This is a genomic window from Halalkalibacter sp. APA_J-10(15) (assembly GCF_023017105.1).
Taxonomy (GTDB): Bacteria; Bacillota; Bacilli; order Bacillales; family Bacillaceae_D; genus Halalkalibacter.
This window is the reverse complement of the sequence record NZ_JALKEV010000009.1, coordinates 192,012-213,452: the sequence shown is the minus strand read 5'-3', so window position 1 is coordinate 213,452 and position 21,441 is coordinate 192,012. Positions and strand designations below refer to the sequence as shown.

The 21,441-nt window shown below is 36.4% G+C and carries 17 protein-coding genes; 14 read left to right on the top strand and 3 right to left on the bottom strand.

What is annotated here, in order from left to right; translation table 11 throughout:
- Positions 1-322: 322 nt before the first annotated feature.
- From MW695_RS12700 to MW695_RS12680, 5 genes are all read left to right on the top strand, one after another.
- Positions 323-1,285 (top strand): glycoside hydrolase family 43 protein, encoded by a 963-nt coding sequence (locus MW695_RS12700; protein ID WP_247105718.1) that lies wholly within the window; start codon positions 323-325, stop codon positions 1,283-1,285.
- Positions 1,286-1,586: 301 nt separating this feature from the next.
- Positions 1,587-2,663 (top strand): sn-glycerol-1-phosphate dehydrogenase, encoded by a 1,077-nt coding sequence (locus MW695_RS12695; RefSeq protein ID WP_247105729.1) that lies wholly within the window; start codon positions 1,587-1,589, stop codon positions 2,661-2,663.
- Positions 2,664-3,001: 338 nt separating this feature from the next.
- Positions 3,002-4,516 (top strand): glycine betaine uptake BCCT transporter, encoded by a 1,515-nt coding sequence (locus MW695_RS12690; protein ID WP_247105717.1) that lies wholly within the window; start codon positions 3,002-3,004, stop codon positions 4,514-4,516.
- 323 nt (positions 4,517-4,839) lie between these two features.
- Entirely contained in the window at positions 4,840-7,596 is a 2,757-nt protein-coding gene (gene ppc, locus MW695_RS12685) for a phosphoenolpyruvate carboxylase (protein ID WP_247105716.1), read from the top strand.
- A gap of 429 nt (positions 7,597-8,025) precedes the next feature.
- Positions 8,026-8,652, top strand: a complete 627-nt coding sequence (locus tag MW695_RS12680; protein WP_247105728.1) for a spore coat protein — start codon at positions 8,026-8,028, stop codon at positions 8,650-8,652.
- 411 nt (positions 8,653-9,063) lie between these two features.
- On the opposite strand, the gene MW695_RS12675 is transcribed toward MW695_RS12680, so the two are convergent.
- Positions 9,064-9,816: a hypothetical protein gene (locus tag MW695_RS12675; RefSeq protein ID WP_247105715.1), complete on the bottom strand. Its 753-nt coding sequence runs from the start codon at positions 9,814-9,816 to the stop codon at positions 9,064-9,066.
- 80 nt (positions 9,817-9,896) lie between these two features.
- The gene (locus MW695_RS12670) at positions 9,897-10,655 is read right to left on the bottom strand and encodes an NADPH-dependent oxidoreductase (protein ID WP_247105714.1); all 759 of its coding nucleotides are present in this window, start codon (positions 10,653-10,655) and stop codon (positions 9,897-9,899) included.
- A 143-nt stretch (positions 10,656-10,798) separates the two neighbouring features.
- Between MW695_RS12670 and MW695_RS12665 the strand changes: the two genes are divergently transcribed.
- A complete protein-coding gene (locus MW695_RS12665; RefSeq protein WP_247105713.1) occupies positions 10,799-11,647 on the top strand; it encodes a Cof-type HAD-IIB family hydrolase in 849 nt (282 codons plus the stop codon).
- Positions 11,648-11,808: 161 nt separating this feature from the next.
- Positions 11,809-12,456 carry an SIMPL domain-containing protein gene (locus MW695_RS12660; RefSeq protein ID WP_247105712.1) on the top strand — a complete coding sequence of 216 codons (648 nt, stop codon included), beginning with the start codon at positions 11,809-11,811 and terminating at the stop codon, positions 12,454-12,456.
- Here the strand turns inward: MW695_RS12660 and MW695_RS12655 are convergent.
- On the bottom strand, positions 12,441-12,584 hold the full coding sequence (locus MW695_RS12655; RefSeq protein WP_247105711.1) for a hypothetical protein: 144 nt from the start codon (positions 12,582-12,584) through the stop codon (positions 12,441-12,443). The two genes, MW695_RS12660 and MW695_RS12655, sit on opposite strands and share 16 nt — an antisense overlap.
- Before the next feature lie 154 nt (positions 12,585-12,738).
- Between MW695_RS12655 and MW695_RS12650 the strand changes: the two genes are divergently transcribed.
- The 7 genes from MW695_RS12650 to MW695_RS12620 all read left to right on the top strand — a co-directional run bounded on the left by MW695_RS12650 (position 12,739) and on the right by MW695_RS12620 (position 21,263).
- Positions 12,739-13,083, top strand: a complete 345-nt coding sequence (locus tag MW695_RS12650) for a YolD-like family protein (protein WP_247105710.1) — start codon at positions 12,739-12,741, stop codon at positions 13,081-13,083.
- Between the two features lie 151 nt (positions 13,084-13,234).
- A complete protein-coding gene (locus MW695_RS12645; protein WP_308446088.1) occupies positions 13,235-14,656 on the top strand; it encodes an NAD-dependent succinate-semialdehyde dehydrogenase in 1,422 nt (473 codons plus the stop codon).
- Positions 14,657-14,786: 130 nt separating this feature from the next.
- The gene (locus tag MW695_RS12640; RefSeq protein WP_247105709.1) at positions 14,787-15,413 is read left to right on the top strand and encodes a hypothetical protein; all 627 of its coding nucleotides are present in this window, start codon (positions 14,787-14,789) and stop codon (positions 15,411-15,413) included.
- A gap of 55 nt (positions 15,414-15,468) precedes the next feature.
- Positions 15,469-16,527 carry an FUSC family protein gene (locus tag MW695_RS12635; protein WP_247105708.1) on the top strand — a complete coding sequence of 353 codons (1,059 nt, stop codon included), beginning with the start codon at positions 15,469-15,471 and terminating at the stop codon, positions 16,525-16,527.
- A gap of 2 nt (positions 16,528-16,529) precedes the next feature.
- Positions 16,530-16,979 (top strand): SMI1/KNR4 family protein, encoded by a 450-nt coding sequence (locus MW695_RS12630; RefSeq protein WP_247105707.1) that lies wholly within the window; start codon positions 16,530-16,532, stop codon positions 16,977-16,979.
- A 339-nt stretch (positions 16,980-17,318) separates the two neighbouring features.
- Entirely contained in the window at positions 17,319-19,802 is a 2,484-nt protein-coding gene (locus MW695_RS12625) for a beta-mannosidase (RefSeq protein ID WP_247105706.1), read from the top strand.
- Between the two features lie 189 nt (positions 19,803-19,991).
- Positions 19,992-21,263, top strand: coding sequence for a TraB/GumN family protein (locus tag MW695_RS12620; RefSeq protein WP_247105705.1), 1,272 nt, complete (start codon positions 19,992-19,994; stop codon positions 21,261-21,263).
- Positions 21,264-21,441: the final 178 nt, after the last annotated feature.

Below are 21,441 nucleotides of genomic sequence, written 5' to 3'. Positions count from 1 at the left end.
CCATTTAAAGATAAGTAATAGAAGTGAACGGTTGACGGTCAGTTTAGAGTCCCCTTTAGGGGGCAGTCAGTAAAGTGCCCTTATAGGGCGAAATTAAAACCGCCGGTTCTACCGGCGGATAGTTACTTTTCAAGACTTGTTATAAAGAGAACTGAGCATAGTAATTTTTTTACTGATTATCTTGTAAATAAGCAAAAAAACGTATAAACTATTATTGTACGTACAACAATGAATATTAGTTAACAATATATTTTTTTGTTCGTATGATTAATGTTTTAGTAATTTAATTAATATTTAATGACTTGTAGGAGGATGAAGGGAAATGAAAACACAACATTATAAAAATCCACTAGTTGAACAGCGTGCCGATCCATGGGTATATAAGCATGAGGACGGTTATTATTATTTTACTGCTTCTGTTCCAGAGTATGACCGCATTGAGCTTCGTAGAGCTAAAACGATTAATGGATTGAGAGAAGCAGAGCCTGTTGTAGCTTGGAGAAAGCATGAAACAGGAATGATGAGTGCGAACATTTGGGCTCCAGAAATTCATTATATTGATGGAAAATGGTATATTTATTTTGCAGCAGCTCGAACAACTGAAACGAAAGAAGGATTGTTCGATCACCGTATGTTCGCTCTAGAAAATGAAGCTAAAAACCCACTTGAGGGTGAGTGGATCGAAAAGGGACAAGTGAAGACGAAATGGGAAAGCTTTGCCTTAGATGCTACATCTTTTGAACATAAAGGAGTACGGTATTACGTTTGGGCACAAAAAGATCCTGACATTGAAGGAAATTCTAATTTATATATTTCAGAAATGGAAAATGCTTGGACGTTAAAAGGGGAGCAAGTCATGATTGCCACTCCTGAATACGAATGGGAGAAAATTGGCTTTCTTGTAAATGAAGGGGCAGCTGTTTTAAAACGAAATGGCAAGATATTTATGACCTTTTCTGGAAGTGCAACAGATTATAATTATTGTATGGGTTTGTTAGTTGCAGATGAAGACAGTGATTTACTTGATCCGAAATCCTGGCTTAAGCTACCTGAACCAGTCTTTAAAACAAATGAAGAAACTGGACAGTATGGTCCAGGACATAACAGCTTTACAACTTCAGAAGATGGAAAAAATGACGTACTAATTTATCATGCGAGAAATTATAAGGAGATTGAAGGGGACCCTCTGTATGACCCTAATCGTCATACTCGCGCCCAAGTGTTTAGTTATGATAAGAATGGCTTTCCTCATTTCAATGTCCCAGTTCGTGATGATGAAAGATAGTTATTAGGTTTGTCGTTTTTTAAAAGTAACCATTGTGTAAAGGCCGCTTAAAAAGAGACATTACGGATGGCACAGAAAAAGTTATAACCTAACGTTTTCAGTGCCATCGATTCCTTTCTTTTTTGTGGTCTTTTTGAATTGGGAGTTATAGATTTACATAATTTTCATGAAAGGTGGAAGGGCTTACAAGGCCTGCTTGAAATGAAAAAGATGTTGGAAACATTAAGTGATAAGTCTAAAGTATGTGATTGTGGTAATAACCATTATCATATTCCGATTGAGGATATTCAAATTGGAAAAGATGTTTTTCAGAAAGCGTACTTTTATAGAAAATCGATTTTTGAAAGTAATGATTGTATATGATGAGAGAACAAAAGCAGTAGCAGGGGATGCTTTTCTGAAATTACTTGATCAAACGAACGTGCAGTATGAAACTTGTAAAATGCAAGCCGATCATCAAGGCGATGTAATCGCAGATGAAAAGGTGCTAGGGCAGCTATTAATTGAAGCGTCTATTGATGTTGAAGCTTTTGTTGCTATTGGTGCTGGAACCATTCATGATGTAACTCGTTTTGTCAGTTATAAAATGAAAACTCCATTCATCTCAATTCCTACAGCACCTTCTGTTGATTGGTTTAATTCTATGGGTGCTCCTATTGTTCAAAATGGTGTGAAAGTAACGTTTCAAACGCAAGCGCCTATAGCCGTTTTTGCTGATATTGATGTGTTAATGAGTGCACCTAAATCTATGGTAGCAGCTGGATTTGGTGATGTTCTTGGTAAAGTAACGTCCCTTTTTGATTGGCAGTTTGGTTACATCGTTAAAGGAGAACCATTTTGTCCGGTTGTTTTTGAGGCAACTGAGCAAGCATTAATCAGTTGTGTAGAGAATGTCGATTTCATTGCTGAGGGTCAGGAGAAGGGGATTAAGGTATTAATGGAGGCATTAATTCTCTCTGGACTTGCTATGCTTCTTTTCGGAAAGTCGCATCCCGCTTCTGGTGCTGAGCATCACCTCTCACATTATTGGGAAATGGAATTTTTGAAAGAGGGAAGGAAGCAGCTTCTTCACGGTGCAAAAGTTGGAGCTGCAACGATAGTCATTGCTTCTTTATATAAGAAATACTTGAATTATTCTTTTACTGGAGATGGAATCATAGCAAGTGAGAATGAAGCGAAAATTAAAAAGCTTTTGCAAGGATTAATAGAACCAACTAAATTGCAGGACTTAATAAATCGAGTAGGTGGGAAAACAACACCAGCTGATTTAGGGATTTCACAACGTATAGTTGATAATAGCCTTCAAGAAGCACATCTCCTTCGTGAGCGTTATACCTTACTTTATTATAATAATGTCTATAAAAAAGAAACACTATAATGTCTTTTTCTGTATGTATTGTCTAAGAACTCGGATCATTTTGGATTCGAGTTCTTTTTTGTTTGAAAGTTCTATGATGCTGAATCAATACTTGTTTTTTTTGTCAGAGGAATATAGAGCGGATTTGAAGCGAACTATCATGGGAACGCTCTTTAAGCACCAAATAGTCTCTCTTTTGTGAGACTTTGTCGACAGGCAAGATGGATCAAGATGAATTCTTTTTAAATAAGGTAGTATGTCTCGGAAAAACTGGGCAAATTACTTAGTACAGCGATAAGAAAATGAAGCAAGCTGATCAATTTTATGGAAAAAAGTTAAATAAACGAGGGGGAAGTAACTTGAATAAAATATCAAATGTATTTTGGATAACTATTGCAATTGTATTTTCTGCCGTTATATTTGGAGTAGCGGCTCCAAATCGTTTTGAGAAATTGACAGGGAATGTACAGGCCATTATTACTTCAGGGCTTGGTTGGTATTATTTAATACTTGTAACAGTCATTGTGATTTTTTGTATCTTTTTAATTTTTAGTCCTGTTGGAGCTATTAAGCTTGGGAAGGCGGATGAACAACCAGAATATTCAAAAAGAACGTGGTTTGCTATGCTATTTAGTGCAGGAATGGGTATTGGGTTAGTTTTCTGGGGGACTGCTGAACCGTTATCGCATTATTTGATACCCCCTTTAGCAGAAGGCTCGACTAATGAAGCTTTTAAAGAAGGGATGAGGTATACTTTTTTTCATTGGGGAGTTCACGCATGGGCCATTTACGCCATTGTAGCACTTGCTTTAGGATATTATAAATTTCGTAAGGATGAACCAGGTCTAATTTCCGCAACATTAAAGCCGGTACTCGGAAAGAGCATGGAAGGTTGGTTAGGAAATTTAGTTGATGTATTAGCAGTATTTGCTACTGTGGTTGGAGTTGCAACAACGCTAGGATTTGGTGCTGCTCAAATAAATGGTGGTTTGTCCTATTTATTTGGAATTCCAAATAGTGTACTCATTCAATTTATTATAATTGCAATAGTAACTGTTCTCTTTATGCTCTCTGCATGGACAGGGATAAGCAGAGGGATTCGTTATTTAAGTAACACAAATATGTTATTAGCTGTTCTTTTATTTTTGTTTGTATTCATACTAGGTCCTACAATTTTAAGCTTAAATATATTTACCGATACGATTGGAACATATTTACAGAGTATAGTGCGCATGAGTTTTCGAATTGCGCCTTTAAATGAAGAGCATAGAGGTTGGATCAATGGTTGGACGATCTTTTATTGGGCTTGGTGGATTTCATGGTCTCCATTTGTCGGAATATTTATTGCACGTGTTTCAAGAGGAAGAACGATTCGAGAGTTTATTATTGGTGTTCTGTTGCTTCCAGCACTTGTAAGCTTTTTATGGTTTTCGGTGTTTGGTACAGCCGCAATCAATATTCAAAGCGTTGGTGTAGACTTGTCACAATTTGCAACTGAAGAAGTTCTGTTTGCAGTCTTTAATGAATTGCCTCTTTCAACAACTTTATCAGTTATTGCGATCACATTAATTACTACCTTTTTTATCACTTCTGCTGATTCAGCTACATTTGTTCTTGGTATGCAAACAACTAATGGATCTTTAACCCCAGCTAATTCAGTTAAATTGACATGGGGAGTTGCTCAATCAGCGGTAGCGGTCATTTTGTTATATAGTGGCGGTTTACAAGCGCTACAAAATGCCCTCATTATTGCAGCGTTACCCTTCTCTTTTATTATGCTATTGATGATGATTTCTTTGTACCGTTCATTAGCAAGAGAAAAGAAAGAATTAGGTTTATTTTTCAATCCTCGTAAGAAAAAACTTGAGAAATAAAAAAGGTTTTAACTATACAACTTACGTTGAAAATGTTAGGTTTGTTCTAAAACGGATAGCTTTTGGAACAAACCTACTTTTTGCTTTCTAGATACAAAAGGAGAGAAGTTGTTTTTTTCTAATGAGAAGCGGATGGATCTTGTCGAATTGTCAGAAAATATTTGCCTGAATTCTTCTAGTTATGATACTATCAATAGTAGTGTGATTACATAGTGTAGTCACCAACGGGACTTAATGTGTCCGTGTGGGTCTGAGAGAGTCCCTGAATTTTAGGTTTGCATACATAAAATAAGGGAACAGTTTTTGGATAAGGAGATGATTTGATGATTGATGTTACAGATAGTCATTTACAATTGAGAAATGATGTAAAGAAGTTAGGTAATATCCTTGGAGAGATTCTAGTTCACCATGGTGGGATAGACTTATTTAATAAGGTGGAACTAATACGTGATTCGACTAAAAATCTTCGTAAAAACCATGATGAGGATTTATACAAAAAGCTAAAGGAAGAAATTCAAACATTACAGCCACCTGTACGCCAAAATGTCATTCGTGCGTTTTCAGTTTATTTTCACTTAGTTAACATTGCGGAACAAAATCACCGCATCCGTAGACGTAGACAATATCAAATACAGGAAAATGGAGTCATCCAACCAGTATCGATTGAAAGTGCTGTTGCGGCGATTAAAGAGCATGGGTTTTCAGAAGAATACGTTCAAAAGGTGATCGATGATCTATCTATTGAACTTATCATTACAGCTCATCCGACTGAAGCGACTAAGAGAACGGTCTTAGAGATTCAAAAACGAATTTCTTATATTTTACAACAATTCGACAACCCTACTTTAACGCAGAAGGAAAGAGAAGCGTTAGATGAAGATTTATATAATGAAGTGACGGCATTATGGCAAACAGACGAATTGCGTCATCGTAAGCCAACGGTTATTGATGAAGTGAAGAATGGTCTTTATTATTTTGATCAAACGTTATTTGACGCATTACCTGATATTCATCAAGAGTTAGAAGATAAATTGGAGGAATACTATCCAGATGCAAAATGGTCTGTGCCTAATTTCCTTCACTTTGGTTCTTGGATTGGTGGAGATCGAGATGGGAATCCAAATGTCACACCAGAAATTACATGGGAGACATTAAAGTTACAACGTGATCTCGTACTTAAAAAGTATGAACAGTCTGTTGTTGATATCATGAAGCGTTTCAGTCATTCAACTTATCGAGTAGCAGTTAACGATGATTTAGCAAAGTCAGTTGAGTTGGAAGAATCACTTTATTTGAATGATGATGAATTATGGCCTGTTGAATCAGAAGTATATCGCCGTAAATTTGCGATAGTGTTGAAAAGAATTCGTGAAGTAGGAAAATCTGATAAGGGTTATAATAATGCCGAAGAATTACTAGATGATTTAATTTTAATTAAGAAGAGCGCTGAAAAGCATCAACCTTCAGGGCGAAAGCTTCGTCTTGTTCGTAAATTAATTAGACAAGTAGAACTTTTCGGTTTCCATTTAGCGACATTGGATATACGGAATCATAGTGGTGAGCATGAATCAGCTATTGCTGAATTATTAAAAGTTGTTAATATAACAGAAGACTACAAAAGCTTACCAGAAGAAGAAAAGTTAAAGATTCTTGAGAGTGTATTAACAGAACCTCGTCCCGTACTTTTATTAGAAGAGGATTACTCAAAAGAAACGAGGGAAGTATTAAAAGTATTTAATATGATTAAGCAAGCTCATAAAGAGTTTGGAACTCGTTCAATTCAAGTTTACCTTATAAGTATGACTCAAGCATCGAGCGACTTGCTTGAAGTACTAGTTCTTGCTAAGGAGGCCGGCATTTACCGTCTTTATGCCGATGGTAAGGTTGAAAGTGGTCTAAATGTAGCTCCGTTGCTTGAAACCGTCGATGATTTAATTGCTGGACCAGCTATTATGAAAACATTATTTGAAATGGACGTGTATCGTAACCATATTAACGAACGTGGCGATCATCAAGAAATTATGCTTGGCTATTCTGATGGTAGTAAAGACGGAGGAACGTTAACGGCTAATTGGAAATTGTTTAAAGCACAACAAGAAATCCATGACATGGCTAAAGAATTTAATATAGGTTTGAAGTTTTTCCATGGTCGTGGAGGGTCACTAGGCCGTGGTGGCGGTCCGTTGAATCGCAGTATTCTTTCTCAGCCAGCTGAAACGTTGAATGATGGTGTCAAAATTACCGAGCAAGGTGAAGTACTGTCTTCTCGTTACTTATTAAGAGATATCGCTTATCGTAATCTAGAACAAGCCGCATCTGCATTGTTAGAAGCATCTGCGAAAGTATCAAAGAATTCTGAGCAAGGACATTTCCGAGAAAAGTCTTGGGAAGAAGCGCTTGAGGAAGTCTCTAAAAAAGCTTTAGCAAAATATCAGTCATTAGTATTTGGTGACAAAGATTTCTTAACATATTTTAATCAAGCAACACCTTTAAAAGAATTAGGTGCGTTGAATATCGGCTCCCGGCCTATGAGTCGTAAAAATAGTCAGCGCTTTGAGGATTTACGAGCTATTCCTTGGGTGTTTGCATGGACGCAATCACGTCAAATGATTCCTGCGTGGTACGCAGCTGGTACTGGTTTAGAAGCATTTACATCAGCTAGCAAAGACAACCTAGCTTTATTGCAAACGATGTATAAGAAATGGCCATTTTTCCAATCGACAATTAATAATTTACAAATGGCTCTTGTTAAAGCTGACCTAACAGCAGCGAGAGAATATCTACAATTAGTTCAAGATAAGGAAATGGGTGAACGGATTTTTAATGATATTTCGGACGAATATCACCGTACACGAAATGTGTTGCTTGAGATAACGGGTAATAAAGAATTACTTGAGCATACACCTGCGATCAAAGAATCCGTTCAACGCCGTAACCCTTATGTTGATCCACTTAATTTTTTACAAGTTGATCTTATTAAGAAGTTGCGTGAGTTAGAGGATGATGCACCTGATGAATTGTTAACAGAAGTGCTGTTAACGATCTCTGGTGTAGCTGCTGGACTAGTGAATACAGGTTGATTCATTCATGCGAAGAACTGTTAAAGGGCATCCTTTTAACAGTTCTTTTTGTTTGAGAGTCTGCATTGCCTTCTAAAGTACGTAAAGTCACTGTACGAATTATATATATGATAGCTCAACTTTTATTGTTGTTGAATAATATCCATTTACAGCAGAGACTATGCTCCTTTGGTCAATTATTTTCAAAAATGTTATCTTTCAGAAAAAAGAGTACAAAAGGATAAGCATAATGGTTTATGTTTTTTAGTTTTTCATGTACCGATGGTTTTATTCATACTTACTTAGATGCTCACTTTTATTACCAGTTATAAACGTTTTTCTAAGAATCATAATAACTATGTACCATATCAAACACAGTTGGGGGAATGGTTAATGCACCAGCAGCAGATGAGTGGAAATATGAATCCGATGAATATGAATGCAAATATGATGAATTCATCCCAAGGTTCGATTACTCAATCTCAGCAAATGAGTCCGCAAATGAACCATGGTGGTCATGAAGTTTTCGATTTGCATGAGGTTTTAACTGGGATGATTAATGTGTTGGATTCTTATATGATGTTTCGGACACATGTAAAGGATCAAGAATTAATGGATATTTTAGATCGTCAGTATACATTTATTCTTGACCAATATAATATAACATGTGAATGTTTCCAAACAGGGCAGGATCCATCTCATCATACGAAAAAATATATGATGAGACAAAGTAATCAAATTGCATACGGGATCAAGCCAGCTCAGCCGAAAAAGCCGAAGCAATCAATGTCAGAAATAAATGACCAAGGTATAGCTGGGCATATGCTAGGTTTAATTAAATCAAACGCTTCTATACTAACGATGAGTTCGTTGGAAGTTACTAACCCTGTTGTACGTCGTGTGTTAGCAGATACGGTGCCGAATTATATTGAGATGGCTTATGAGGTTTTCTTATATCAAAATAAGCAACATCAATATCAAGTTCCTCAATTATCTCCACAAGATATGAGTGCTATGACTCAAAGCTTTACGCCTGTCATGAATCAACAAACAATGTCGAGCATGACGATGCAGTAGCAACTATCAGTCAAGATGAAGGTATCCTTTAAGGACTAATTCTTAAAGGATACCTTTTTTATTTTTTTCGTACAAATGTTTAATGGACATGAAGATGGACTTGTATTTGTATCATCCAAAAAATTGCTCCGACTCTTTATTTTTTGCTTCACCATACCATTTTTTCATGCATTAATTGAGTAAATGCAAGGTAGGAAATCCGTTTCCAATTCTTTAAATGGTTTAAATGATTTCGTATAGAGACTTTTCATAGCTTCACTGGAGATGATAGCTGTTTGCTATAACGTATGTTTTCGAAGGAAGTTGGTATATGTCTTATTTATTGTGAAAAGACGTTATTCGGTTTAAGACTATTTAAACAAATAAAAAAAGCCTACTGAGGCATAAGTGCTTCTTCAGTAGGCTTATAGTCTATTGCCTATAATGCTCGTAAATCGCTGCGACGGTCTTTTTAGAGATGATCGTATCTTCAAAAGTAGGAGATTCTCTAACCATATCTTTATCGACATCAATGGTTATCGCTTGATCAAAGACATTCAATTCTGTAATAGACTCAATCGCCACAAGTCGGGATTCTTGTTCTTGCTCCATATCTATTTCTACATATTTCACTTTCCAGGTTTCAGGACATACAAGCATATCCTCGACTTTTCCTATTTTTCCTTCTTTACTATGAACCGTATACCCTCTCGTTTCATCGACACTTCGAAGTGGATTAGAATCCTCTTTGCGCAGTTGTTCATCTTCGTCTTTCTCGGTTGGTAAATCGTCTATAACTGGTGCAAGAGGTATTGGGCGTTGTCCAGTTGGATGACTCTCTATTGGTCCATGGCCTGCCATTGGACGTGCAACATGCCAGCCGTAATGAGTGAACAGTCTATCCTCAAAGTCGGATGTGATTGGTCCGTCATCACTTGGCTTCGGACTGTTTTTAATCATTTCTTTTGTTAATTGTACGCTTATATGCTTTTCATGTAAATCTGTTGCGCGGAACGACTCTGGGTGAAGTAATACTTTTCCACCAAACATCCAAGTGCGTGTGTTTCCGACAAGGTATCTAACATTAAATGTTTTTGCTTCAAAATAAATATCATCAATTTTTCCTAACTGACCATCGGTTGCCTTCATTGAAAATGATTCAAGTTCACTAGCTTTTATAATCATTTAAATCCTCTCCTCGTTAATGGTATAGTAAACCATTCCCGCAAGCAGAAGTTTTAAACATTTCATATTTTTATGAATTATTACTTTAAATCCTTACACTTGAACCCTTGTTGATGTAACATTTTTGCTATATCAGGAAAGTTACCATTATAGTGATGGTTTTGGTAAAAGCCTGCTACTCTTTTCGTCCAACTTGTTTGTCTTTGTCCATTTGAACGCTCTTTAGTAAATCCTTCATAATTTTTGTTGTATTGTTCAACCATTGCAGTTTGGTCAGCATGATATGTTTCTTTATGATAAAAGGCTTCAATTGGTAGTCGTAAATTCTTCCCTGGATCATTTTGCCCGTATCCGATACAAAGACCTGAGATCGGAATGACATACTTAGGTAATTGAAGAAATTCAATGACGTCTAGTGGGTTTTTACGAATACCACCAATACATACCGTTCCTAAATGATAGGATTCTGCTGCCACTATCGCATTTCCTAAGGCAATCCCAACATCTGTTGCGCCCACAATCACACTGTCAATGTCTTCTACTGCTTCAAAAGCTACTCCTTCAAGTTCACTTGCGATTTTCGCACGGTGAAAATCAGCGCAAAAAACAAGGAATACAGGGGCTTGACGAATATGATCTTGATTTCCACATAATTTTGCTAGTTTATTTTTCCGTTCGATATCTGTAACGGCGATCACAGATACTTGCTGCCCATGAATCCATGTAGGAGCAGATTGTGCTGCTTTTATAATCGCTGATAATTCTTCTTCTTTAATCATTTCATTTGAATATTCTCGGAATGAACGATGGTTTGTGAGCGTTTGTACAACTTCATTCATGAAAAAAACTCCTTTACTAAGTAGTGACTAGTTACATTCGATGGGATTTCTTAACGATGATAAGTGTACTAAACGTACTTTATGATTTCAAGAAACGTGCATTCCGTGTATGATGAAAATGTATAGAAAGGAGTGGAGGATAAATGAATAGTGCTGCTATTGTTCTAGATATGGATGGAACATTGCTAACTAATGCAAATGAAATAACGGAGCCGTTAAAAGACATAGTTGAGCAAATACGTCAACAAGGCATCTATGTCTTTATTGCAACAGGAAGAACGATGAAAGAAGCACAGGATGTGCTGCCTCGCGACTTTAAAGTAGATGGCTTTGTGACAGCGAATGGGATGAGTGTTTCGATTGGTGAGAAGCAATTAGTTGAACATGTCCTCCCAAAACAAGTCGTAAGTGAGGTAGCATCTCTTGCTAGAAAGAAACAGGTTTATTATGAAGTTCATCCGACGCAGGGGCAGAGATATGTACTTAAGAAAGATTATCAAATGCTATTTGATCATTTAGTGGAGCCAAAGCCTGCTTCTGTTGAAGAAAATGAATGGTTTTCTCGACATGAGGAATTTAATAAAGAAATTCAATGGGTCGATGAATTGCTGTATTCAAACGTCATAAAAATGTATTTCTTTAGTCGGGATCGATTACGAATGGATGAGTGGAAAGAGGAGCTTTCCGTACTACAGAAGGACAATGATTTTTCAATGTTTTCATCTACTAATCATAATGTTGAAGTGACTGTAGCTAATATATCGAAAGCGACAGGTGTCCGTAAATTGCTTGAATATGTTGAAATTCAACGAGATCAAGTAATAGCGGTTGGAGATGGAGAAAACGACTTACCTTTATTTGAGTATGTCGGTTATCCTGTTGCGATGAAAAATGGAGCACATGTCGTGCAGAGGGCGGCAAAAGAGGTGACACGCTTTACGAATGAAGAGGATGGCTTGTATCATTTTCTTAAAGAAACCTTTCTGTCTTGAACGACCCTCCACTTAATTTTCTCGGGAAATTTAAAGTGGGGATCCCTATGAGCATTAGTAGTATGGGTAGACTCTGCCTGTAAATCCCCTCGGGTGTAACGAATACAATCGTTGCCCAAAGCATATGTATAAGCGTTATAGACTGAATGAGGAGGGTGAATATGAGCTCTTTACAAAGAATCACAAACGGTCAACTAATAACGGTTTTTGGTCAAGCAACTGAGACGGGAACTCCTAATAAAGCACAAGCATTGTTAGGAAGTGTGACGGAGAATGAACAAGTTCGTGTAGCGCAAGCAGAAAGCAGTGAAAGAATAGCAAATATCGTTTATCAATTAGAGATGCTCGGTATCTCAAAAGAAAACATACAGACTGATACGTATCGCGTTTCTCCAGAGTATGACTTTATTGATGGAAAACAAGTATTTCGGGGATATCGTGTGACTCATTTATTAAAAGTAGATATTGATTCAATAGATTTAGTCGGAACGGCGATCGATGTAGCAGTTGAAGCAGGTGCCAATTCCATTGTTTCGATCTCATTTTTATTAAGCGATCCATCAACCCTTTATGAACAAGCTTTGAGTAACGCTCTTGTAAATGCTAAAAGGAAGGCTGAAGTTATGGCTACGACGATGGGTGCGACGCTCCAGCCTCTTCCGTCTCGTGTTGTGGAAGTGGTGGAATCTCCTGTTCAACCTTATCGATCACCTGCTGTTTTAGCAGCGTATAGTGAAGGAACACCTATCCAAACAGGAGATTTGTCTATACATGCAAATGTTGAAGTCGATTATCATTTTCGTTCATAATTCTTTTTATCTTTAGATGTATGTTCTTTTTTGGTTTGTTCTTTGTTTGGACGAAAGTAGGTATTAGGAGTTGGGTCTTGTTTCGTATTTGGACGGTCTTGTCTAGCATACCAACTTATAATTTTCATTCTATCACCTCATTTAGCATCTTTGTCCTATCATTATGTTCAATCTTTCTCGCCTATGCATTCTTTATAAACAAAAAGTAATGATGCCCTCTTGCGATCGAAAGTATGTTCGTTTAAAATAAGAACATACTTTCGATATTTAGGGGGCGTTTTTATGGATATGAAACAAAATGAGTTACTACAACGAGGAAATAAGTTGTGGGAAATGAAGTTTGTTTTACCAGAGCATAAGAAAGAGCTTGTTAATTGGAAAGAAGAGCAAAATAAAGTCTCACGTCCACAATTAGATGAACAAGAGCTACTGGAAATCGAGAGGAAATTGATATATTCGTTGTATCATCATGAACCGTTGCAAATCGTTTACTGGGAAGATGGCTATTTACATGAAACGATCACTGTCATTATGCAAATTGAATATCAACAAAAACGAATACGCTGTAAAAATAAAGATGGGATTCTCGCCATTCAGATAGAACAGCTGAAACAAGTTGATGTATGATCTATTTAAAGAGGTCATTCAAAAGGTCTAATTTTAAGAGCACCAAAAAAGTTGTTTTTTAACTTTTTTTGGTGTTTTTGTACAAATGTTCTTAAAGGATGATTAGAAATGTTAAAAAAGGGAAATAGGCATTAATGGAGGAGTGATTGTAGTGGAAGGAAAGATATATATTAATGGAGAATGGTTAGGTGAGCAGCTACCGCAATTGAAAGTAATGAACCCGGCAACAAATGAGTGCATTGGTACGATCAAACAAGCCGGGATAAGTGAAACTAAGAATGCCATTGTAGCTGCGAATGAGGCATTTAGGACATGGTCGAAAAAAACGCCTCATGAACGATTTCCTTTACTCATGGAATGGCATGATTTAATACTTCAAAATAAGCAATCATTAGCAAAAACAATTACAGAAGAGATGGGTAAACCAATAAAGGAATCAATAGGTGAAATTGAGTACGCGGCTTCATTTATTTCATGGTTTGCTGAGGAGGCAAAACGTATCTATGGTCGAAGTATTCCCTCACGTGCTAGGAATAAACGAATTCAAGTGATGAAGCAGCCAATTGGCGTCGTTGCAGCGATTACACCTTGGAACTTCCCTGCGGCTATGCTAACAAGGAAAATGGCACCTGCATTAGCATCTGGTTGTACGATTGTCGTTAAACCGGCTGAAGAAACTCCTTTAACAGCTATAAAATTAATAGAGTTAAGTAAGGAAGCTGGCATCTCAGATGGGGTGATCAATTTAGTCACAGGAGATGCTGAAGCGATCGGAAAAGAATTAACAACTAACTCGATTGTGAGAAAGCTAACCTTTACTGGATCAACGGAAGTTGGAAAGCTACTCATGCAACAAAGTGCAGAAACAATGCAAAATCTTTCGTTAGAACTAGGTGGACATGCTCCTGCCATTGTATGTGAAGATGCGAAAATAGATGAAGCAGTCAATGCGGTGATCGCTTCAAAGTTTAGAAATGCAGGTCAAACGTGTATATGTGTAAACCGTGTATACGTTCAACATACTATTTATGAAGAATTTATTACGAAACTCATACAAAAGGTTGCGAAATTAAAAGTAGGACGAGGCTTAGATGAACAGGTACAAGTTGGACCATTAATCAATAAGAAAGCGTATGAAAAAGTAAAATTACATATTGATGATGCGACGAGAAGAGGGGCGACTGTAAGAGTAGGTGGCGACGGATATGTAGATAAGGGATATTACTTTCAACCGACAGTTCTAATCGATGTGACCGATGATATGCTCATTATGAAAGAAGAAACCTTTGGGCCTGTCATTCCTGTTACTTCGTTTCAATCAGATGAGGAAGCGATTAGTCGGGCGAATCATAGCTGTTATGGATTAGCTGCGTATTTCTTTACAGAAAGTATGGCAAGAGGGCTTCACATTGCAGAAGAATTGGAGTATGGCATTATCGGTTGGAATGACGGAGCACCATCGATGGCGGAAGCGCCGTTTGGTGGAATGAAAGAGAGCGGAATAGGAAGGGAAGGAGGGACAGAAGGGCTTGAAACTTATTTAGAAACGAAATATATTTCATTAGGCATATAGATATATGATACAAAATTAATAAAAGCTAAAGAGAATTGTGTGTTATTATATATAGGTCTAATTGTATTATATTTATAGAACTAGTAATATTTTAAATAAATGTAAATAATCAGTAGAGGATGAGAGATACGTGAGAAGGCAATGGCAATATATCATTATTTTTACTTTTTTTATAGTTGCTTCTGTGTTTTTTTACTTTTTTTTATTTAATGAAGAAGAAGCCGATGTGGAAGTGGCGAATAACAACCTTGAAGAAGATGCAAAAAAAGATGAAGAAGCTGTTCAAGATGATAGGGAGAAAGATGATATTGAATTAACAAATATAAACATTGATTATATTGAAACAGATGTACAAATTGCTTATCAAGAAGGTCAAGAAGAAGTAGCGAACGAATTAATTGCTAAGCAGCACGAATATTTAAATGAATTAGCAGGTTGGGGAAATGCAGAAGTGTTAAGTTTTGAAGAACTGGTTGAGAGTAAGCAGTGGTTACAATTGAAGGATGATATTCAATGGCTGTACGAAGAAGGGTTTGATCATTCTTTAGTTGTGAACGACATGATGAGCGCAGAACAATTTGTTCGAGTAGCTGAAGCGGGTGACCGAATGTCGATTCGCTATATTCATCGAATTTTTCATGATTTAGATGCATCTATTAATGAAAGACAAGTCGATAGAGTATGGGGAGTTACAAATGCGTTCGGAACGAACCGTCAACAGCAAGAAGTGGTCAATTATTTAAGCAATACTCAATAAAATTTCATATTATGCTATACTAAAAGGAATGAAAAGATAGAAATGAGCAGATGATATGAACGTTTTTCAAAAGCAAAAAATAGTAGGTGAGCGTATAATCAAAACCGCGGTAGCTGTTTTTATAACAGCTACCGTATGTCATTTTCTTCATTTACCTTATGTGTTTGCCGTTATTATTGCGATTGTCACCATTGAACCGACGGCAGCGGCATCCATTAAAAAAGGAGCTGTGCGCTTTCCAGCAGCGTTAATTGGAGCTGCGCTTTCAATGACATTCACGTTTTTATTCGGACAAACCCCAATTACATATACATTAGCGGCATTTTTCACAATCTATGTTTGTCATAAATTAAAACTAGACGACGGTGCGCTGATTGCAACGATTACAGCTGTTGCGATGATTCCGATTAGTCATGATCAATATTTCCTTTCATTTGTAGAAAGAGCGGGTACAACAACAATTGGCTTATTTGTCTCAACGCTAGTCAATTTAACAATCCTGCCTGCTCATTTTTTGAAAGATATAAGCAAACGAAACAAAGAATTATTGCAACGTTTAGCTATTTTATTGGAACATCAAATAAATGACCTTATCGAACAGAGGAAATATCATAACTCAAATAGAAAAGGGGCCTACAGAGAATTGACAGCATCATTATCAAGAAATGAGTTGCTATGTCAATATCAAAAAGACGAATGGAAATATCATCGCCATTCGATCAAAGAACAACGATACTATATTATCGAACGTAGTAAGCTCGAGCATATCCAGCAGATTCATTATTATATTGGTCATTTATTAACGATACCATACGGATCATTTCGAACGAATGAGGCCGATTTAATCGAACTGAAAGCAGTAATGAAATTAATCATAGAAAGGTTAAATTTTCCTTCAGAACGAGTTAAGGATAGCTACTTAAATCATATCCACTATATTGAACAAGCCTTTTGGGAATCAGAAGAGGCGAGCTCTTCCGTTAAAACAAGAGAAGAGAATCATCCATTTTCAAATGAAAAGATGATTCTGTTCGTTCTTTTGTCTATTGATGATGAATTAAAAGAGATTACTAAACTGGAAAATAAGAAAAAGCAAATGAAGGGAATGAAATAGGAATGGACATATATGACGGTGTACACTTTTGGTCAAGGAGAAGTGTATACAAACCAGGCTCGCAGCTTAACGAAACGACCATACAGAAGGTAGAACAACAATTAGGGTATAGCTTACCTCAATCGTATATCAATTTAATGAAAAAACAAAATGGTGGTGATTTAGTATACCGTTATTTTGTATTTGAAGATGGTGAAGCAATAATTGTTCCTTATTTGTTCGAATTAGATGAAGAGAGTGGAGTCGGGATGTCACCAATATTTTTAGAACAATGTGGTTTACCTGAGGAGTTGGTGTTGTTAACGGGCGATTTGGATGCATGGATTGCCTTAGATTATCGACAGGAAGAACCGACGATTGTTTATTTAATACAAGATGAAAATGGCATATGGGAACAAATAGAATTAGCTCAATCATTCTCAAAATTTATTAATCGTTTGATGAAAAAATAACGATTAGATACTTTACAAATTAATGAAGAGAAACTGCCTCTAAGGAAAAACTTAGAGGCAGTTTCTCGTATTATATAAGCTAAAAAATAGCTTGCGATATTTTAGTGAGAGTAATAATGAAGTTGTTAACAATTTGTTAGGTTATAAGATTGATATAATTACTTTATTAATTTATTTACATTGTGAAGATATTATTTTATAATTAACTAACAATAAAATAACTAAACTAACAAGCAAGCTTGCGACTTCAACAGACTCGCATTCATTTGTTTGAAAGGGAGCGATTTTTACTTGAGTATAAGGAGAAGTTCAAAACTGCTAACTGATTGGAAATTTAAAATGAGCGAGGATAAGTACTGGCTGCCTGCTCATGTCCCTGGCTGTGTTCATACAGATTTAATAAAAAATGGTAAGATAGAAGACCCTTTTTATGGGAAGAATGAGCTAGGTATTCAATGGATTGATAAAAAAGATTGGGAATACGCTACGACATTTGATCTAGATCCACAATTAGTGAATGCTCAGCATGTAGAACTGGAGTTTGCAGGATTGGATACGTATGCTGAAGTATACCTAAACAATGAGCATATTTTGTCTGCGGATAATATGTTCCGTACATGGAAGGTGGATGTTAAAAAGTATGTGAAGGAACGTGAAAATAAATTACGTGTTTATTTTCGTTCGCCGATAAAAGAAGATCTTCCTAAGCTTGAACAATTGGGTTATCAATTGCCAGCAGCAAATGACCATTCCGAAGATGGTGAATTAGGCGACAAAAGAGTAAGTATATTTGCTCGTAAAGCACCTTATCATTATGGCTGGGATTGGGGACCACGTTTTGTGACAAGTGGTATTTGGAAAGAAGTTAAGCTAGTTGCGTGGGAAGAACTCCACATAACTGATTTATATATTCGCCAAGATGAGATAAGTAAAAGCGCTGCTCGCGTAACGGCAATGATAGATATAGAAGCAAATGATTCATGGGAAGGAACATTAAAATTAACGACTGACGGAATTTCAATTGAACAATACGTAACACTCTATAAAGGGTTGAATCAATTAGAAATACCTATAACTATTGAGAATCCTAAGCTATGGTGGTCAAGAGGATTAGGGGAACAGCATTTTTACTTTTTTACGCTATCATGCGAACAAACTGAAAAAATTGTGGCAGAAAAAACTGTAAGAACAGGATTACGAACGATCAACGTCATTAGAGAAAATGATGCAAGTGGTCAGTCATTTTATTTTGAGTTGAACGGAGTACCCATTTTCACAAAAGGAGCTAATCATATTCCGAATGATAGCTTTGTAACAGAAGTAACGTATGACCGTTATAAACATGAAATTGTCAGTGCTACTGAGGCGAATATGAACATGCTTCGAGTTTGGGGTGGGGGTATTTATGAATATGACGCTTTCTATGAACTTTGTGATGAACACGGTATTTTAGTTTGGCAAGATTTCATGTTTGCTTGTAGTATGTACCCAGGGAAAACTGAATTTTTAGCTAGTGTGAAAGCCGAGGCTATTGATACAGTAAAACGCTTGCGTAATCATCCATGTATGGCGATTTGGTGTGGAAACAATGAAATCGATTCAGCGTGGGCACACTTTGTTGAAGATGCAGGTTGGGGATGGAAACAAGATTTTACGAATGAACAACGTGAGAAAATTTGGAGTGATTATGAAGCGATCTTTCATGAGTTGCTTCCAAGTGTTGTTGAAAGCTTAGCACCCGATGTATTTTACTGGCCATCATCACCGATGCAAGCTATTACAAACAATGAAGATCAGCATGCAACGACGACATCAACTAAGGGGGATATCCACTACTGGGAAGTGTGGCATATGCAAAAGCCTTTCAGCGAATATAACACACATGTTGGACGCTATATGAGTGAATATGGATTTCAATCATTTCCCGAACTGAAAACAGTCAAGTCCTATACACCTGATAATCAATTAGCGTGGGAGTCTGACGTAATGCTACACCATCAAAAAAATGGAGATGGAAATTTCCTGATTAAGCAATATATGGATATGTATTTACCAGAGCCTAAAGATTTCCCATCTTTTCTATATATGAGCCATGTTTTGCAAGCCGAAGGAATTAAAAGTGCGATTGAAGCACATCGTCGTCATAAACCATTTTGTATGGGCACATTATATTGGCAAATGAATGACTGTTGGCCTGTCGCATCTTGGTCTAGTATGGACTATTATGGTCGATGGAAAGCATTACATTATTTTGTCAAGAAAAGCTTCAAAGATGTAGTGTTATCGATAGATGGAACGGATGAGGAAAAGGTCCATATTCATTTAATTTCCGATAGCATTGAAGATGTGCTTGGTACATTGGACTTGCACGTAATGAAGTTTGATGGGGAAACTATCTTTTCAACAACGCGAGATGTAAAGGTTAAAGGTAATACAGCTCAAAATATATATTCAGTAACGATTGAAGATTTCATTAAAGAATATGAGCGAAATGATATTGTTCTAGTCGCGAAGCTTATAACTGACAAAGGAATTATTGATGTGAAGGAGCATTACTTTGTACACAGTAAAGATCTACAGTTAGTTGATCCAGAAGTTAAAGTGAAACGATTAAGTGATTCGGAATTTGCATTAACATCAAACGTATTGGCGAAAAATGTATACCTTGAAGCAGAGGAAGAAGGTATATTTACAGATAATTATTTTGATTTGTTACCAGGTGAAACAAAGGTTATAACGTTTAAAGAGCTCGGTAAACAAAGCTTTGTTCCGAAACGCTTAGACACGCTTCATGTGAGTTCGATGTTAGATCATATAAAATAAAACACGATGAGATGATAGTGTTCATTAAAAAGACCATTGGAAGGTGGAAATTCAACCATTTTCCAGTGGTTTTTAGTTACTAATGATCATTTCGTATGACTCTTTTATAACAAGCATAATAATGGTATGATCAAAAGTGGTGAAAAAATGACTTAGAAATAAAAGTATTCTAATTAACTGGAGGATAACGTGAGAAATCTCATCGTATCAATGGTGATTCTATTCGTTTTGTCAGGTTTGGTAGCCTGTCAAAGTATAAATACCATACAACCTAATTTATCATTTCAAGATGAAAGGCTAGAAAATTTAATAGATAAGATGATCAGTGAAGAAGCGAATACGGATAGCTCATTCAAAAATGAATTACATGCAATAAAAAAGTTAGATTTGTCAGATTACGGAATTGCTAATCTTGAGGGGATTGACGTTCTTGAAGGTTTGGAAGAAATCATTCTAACTGGAAATGAACTAGAGAGCTTAGAACCATTACTTGCGTTACCTAACCTTTTAGTTGTTAACTTGGAAGGAGTTTCAATTGATCGTTCTGAAGGTTCCAATGACCTAAGCGTTATTCAAGCATTACTAGAAAATGATGTAGAAGTGCTTTATGATGATGATGATGAGCAGATTTTTTCAAAAGGATTATTATTTGAAGTAGAAAATAATAACAGCAAAATTTATTTGTTTGGCTCGATTCATATAAATAGTGATGAGCTATTTCCTTTGCATCCTGAAATTGAAGATGCATTTAATCAATCAGATCAAGTTGCTTTTGTCGTGAATGTAAATGAAAAAGATGAAGTAGCCATTATGCAAGCGATGGTTGAGCTAGGAGTCTATAATGATGGTACTTCATTAGAAAACCATATTTCAGCAGAATTGTATGATGATTTAATTTCATTTATAGGCAACTATGAATTAGAAGAAGAAGCGATTACGAGATTCAAGCCTTGGGCAGTGGCTGACATGCTTCAATCCATATTAATTGAAAATTATGGGTACTCAAATAGAAAAAGTATTGACCAATATTTTCTAATGAAGGCCGAAGAAGCACAAAAGCCTGTCATGAGCTTAGAGCATTTCAAAGATCAAATGATTTTAAGTAATGAAATCGATTTAGAACAACAAGAACGTTTATTAGAGCAAACATTGAATAGTATTCAAGACTCCGGAAAAGTTCGTTCTAACTTGGAAACGATGTGGGTGACATCACAAGCTGAAGAATTGGCTGGATTACGAGATAGCCAAAAATATAGAGATCTAGATACGAGTCCTTTTTCATTAGCATTGGTGGAAAAACGTGATCAACAAATGACAGAAAAATTAGAAGAAATTCTCAAGGAAGAGCAAGAAGTGACTACTTTTGTCGTTGTGAATACCCTGCATTTAATTGGTAACGGGAATATAACGGAATTGTTAGAAGACAAAGGTTATCGCGTTAACCATTTGCTAGTAGACTAAACTTTATAGAAGAGGCTAGGACACAACAAAAGTGTTTAGCAGAGCATCCGAACATCTCGAATACGGTAGGTAAGTATATTTCAGGAGTGGCTTATTTGCGCCGCTATGACTTGTTATGTTGCTCATGTGTGAGAAAGCTTATGTCCTAGCTTCTTTTTCCTTTTTATGTTTGGGGTTG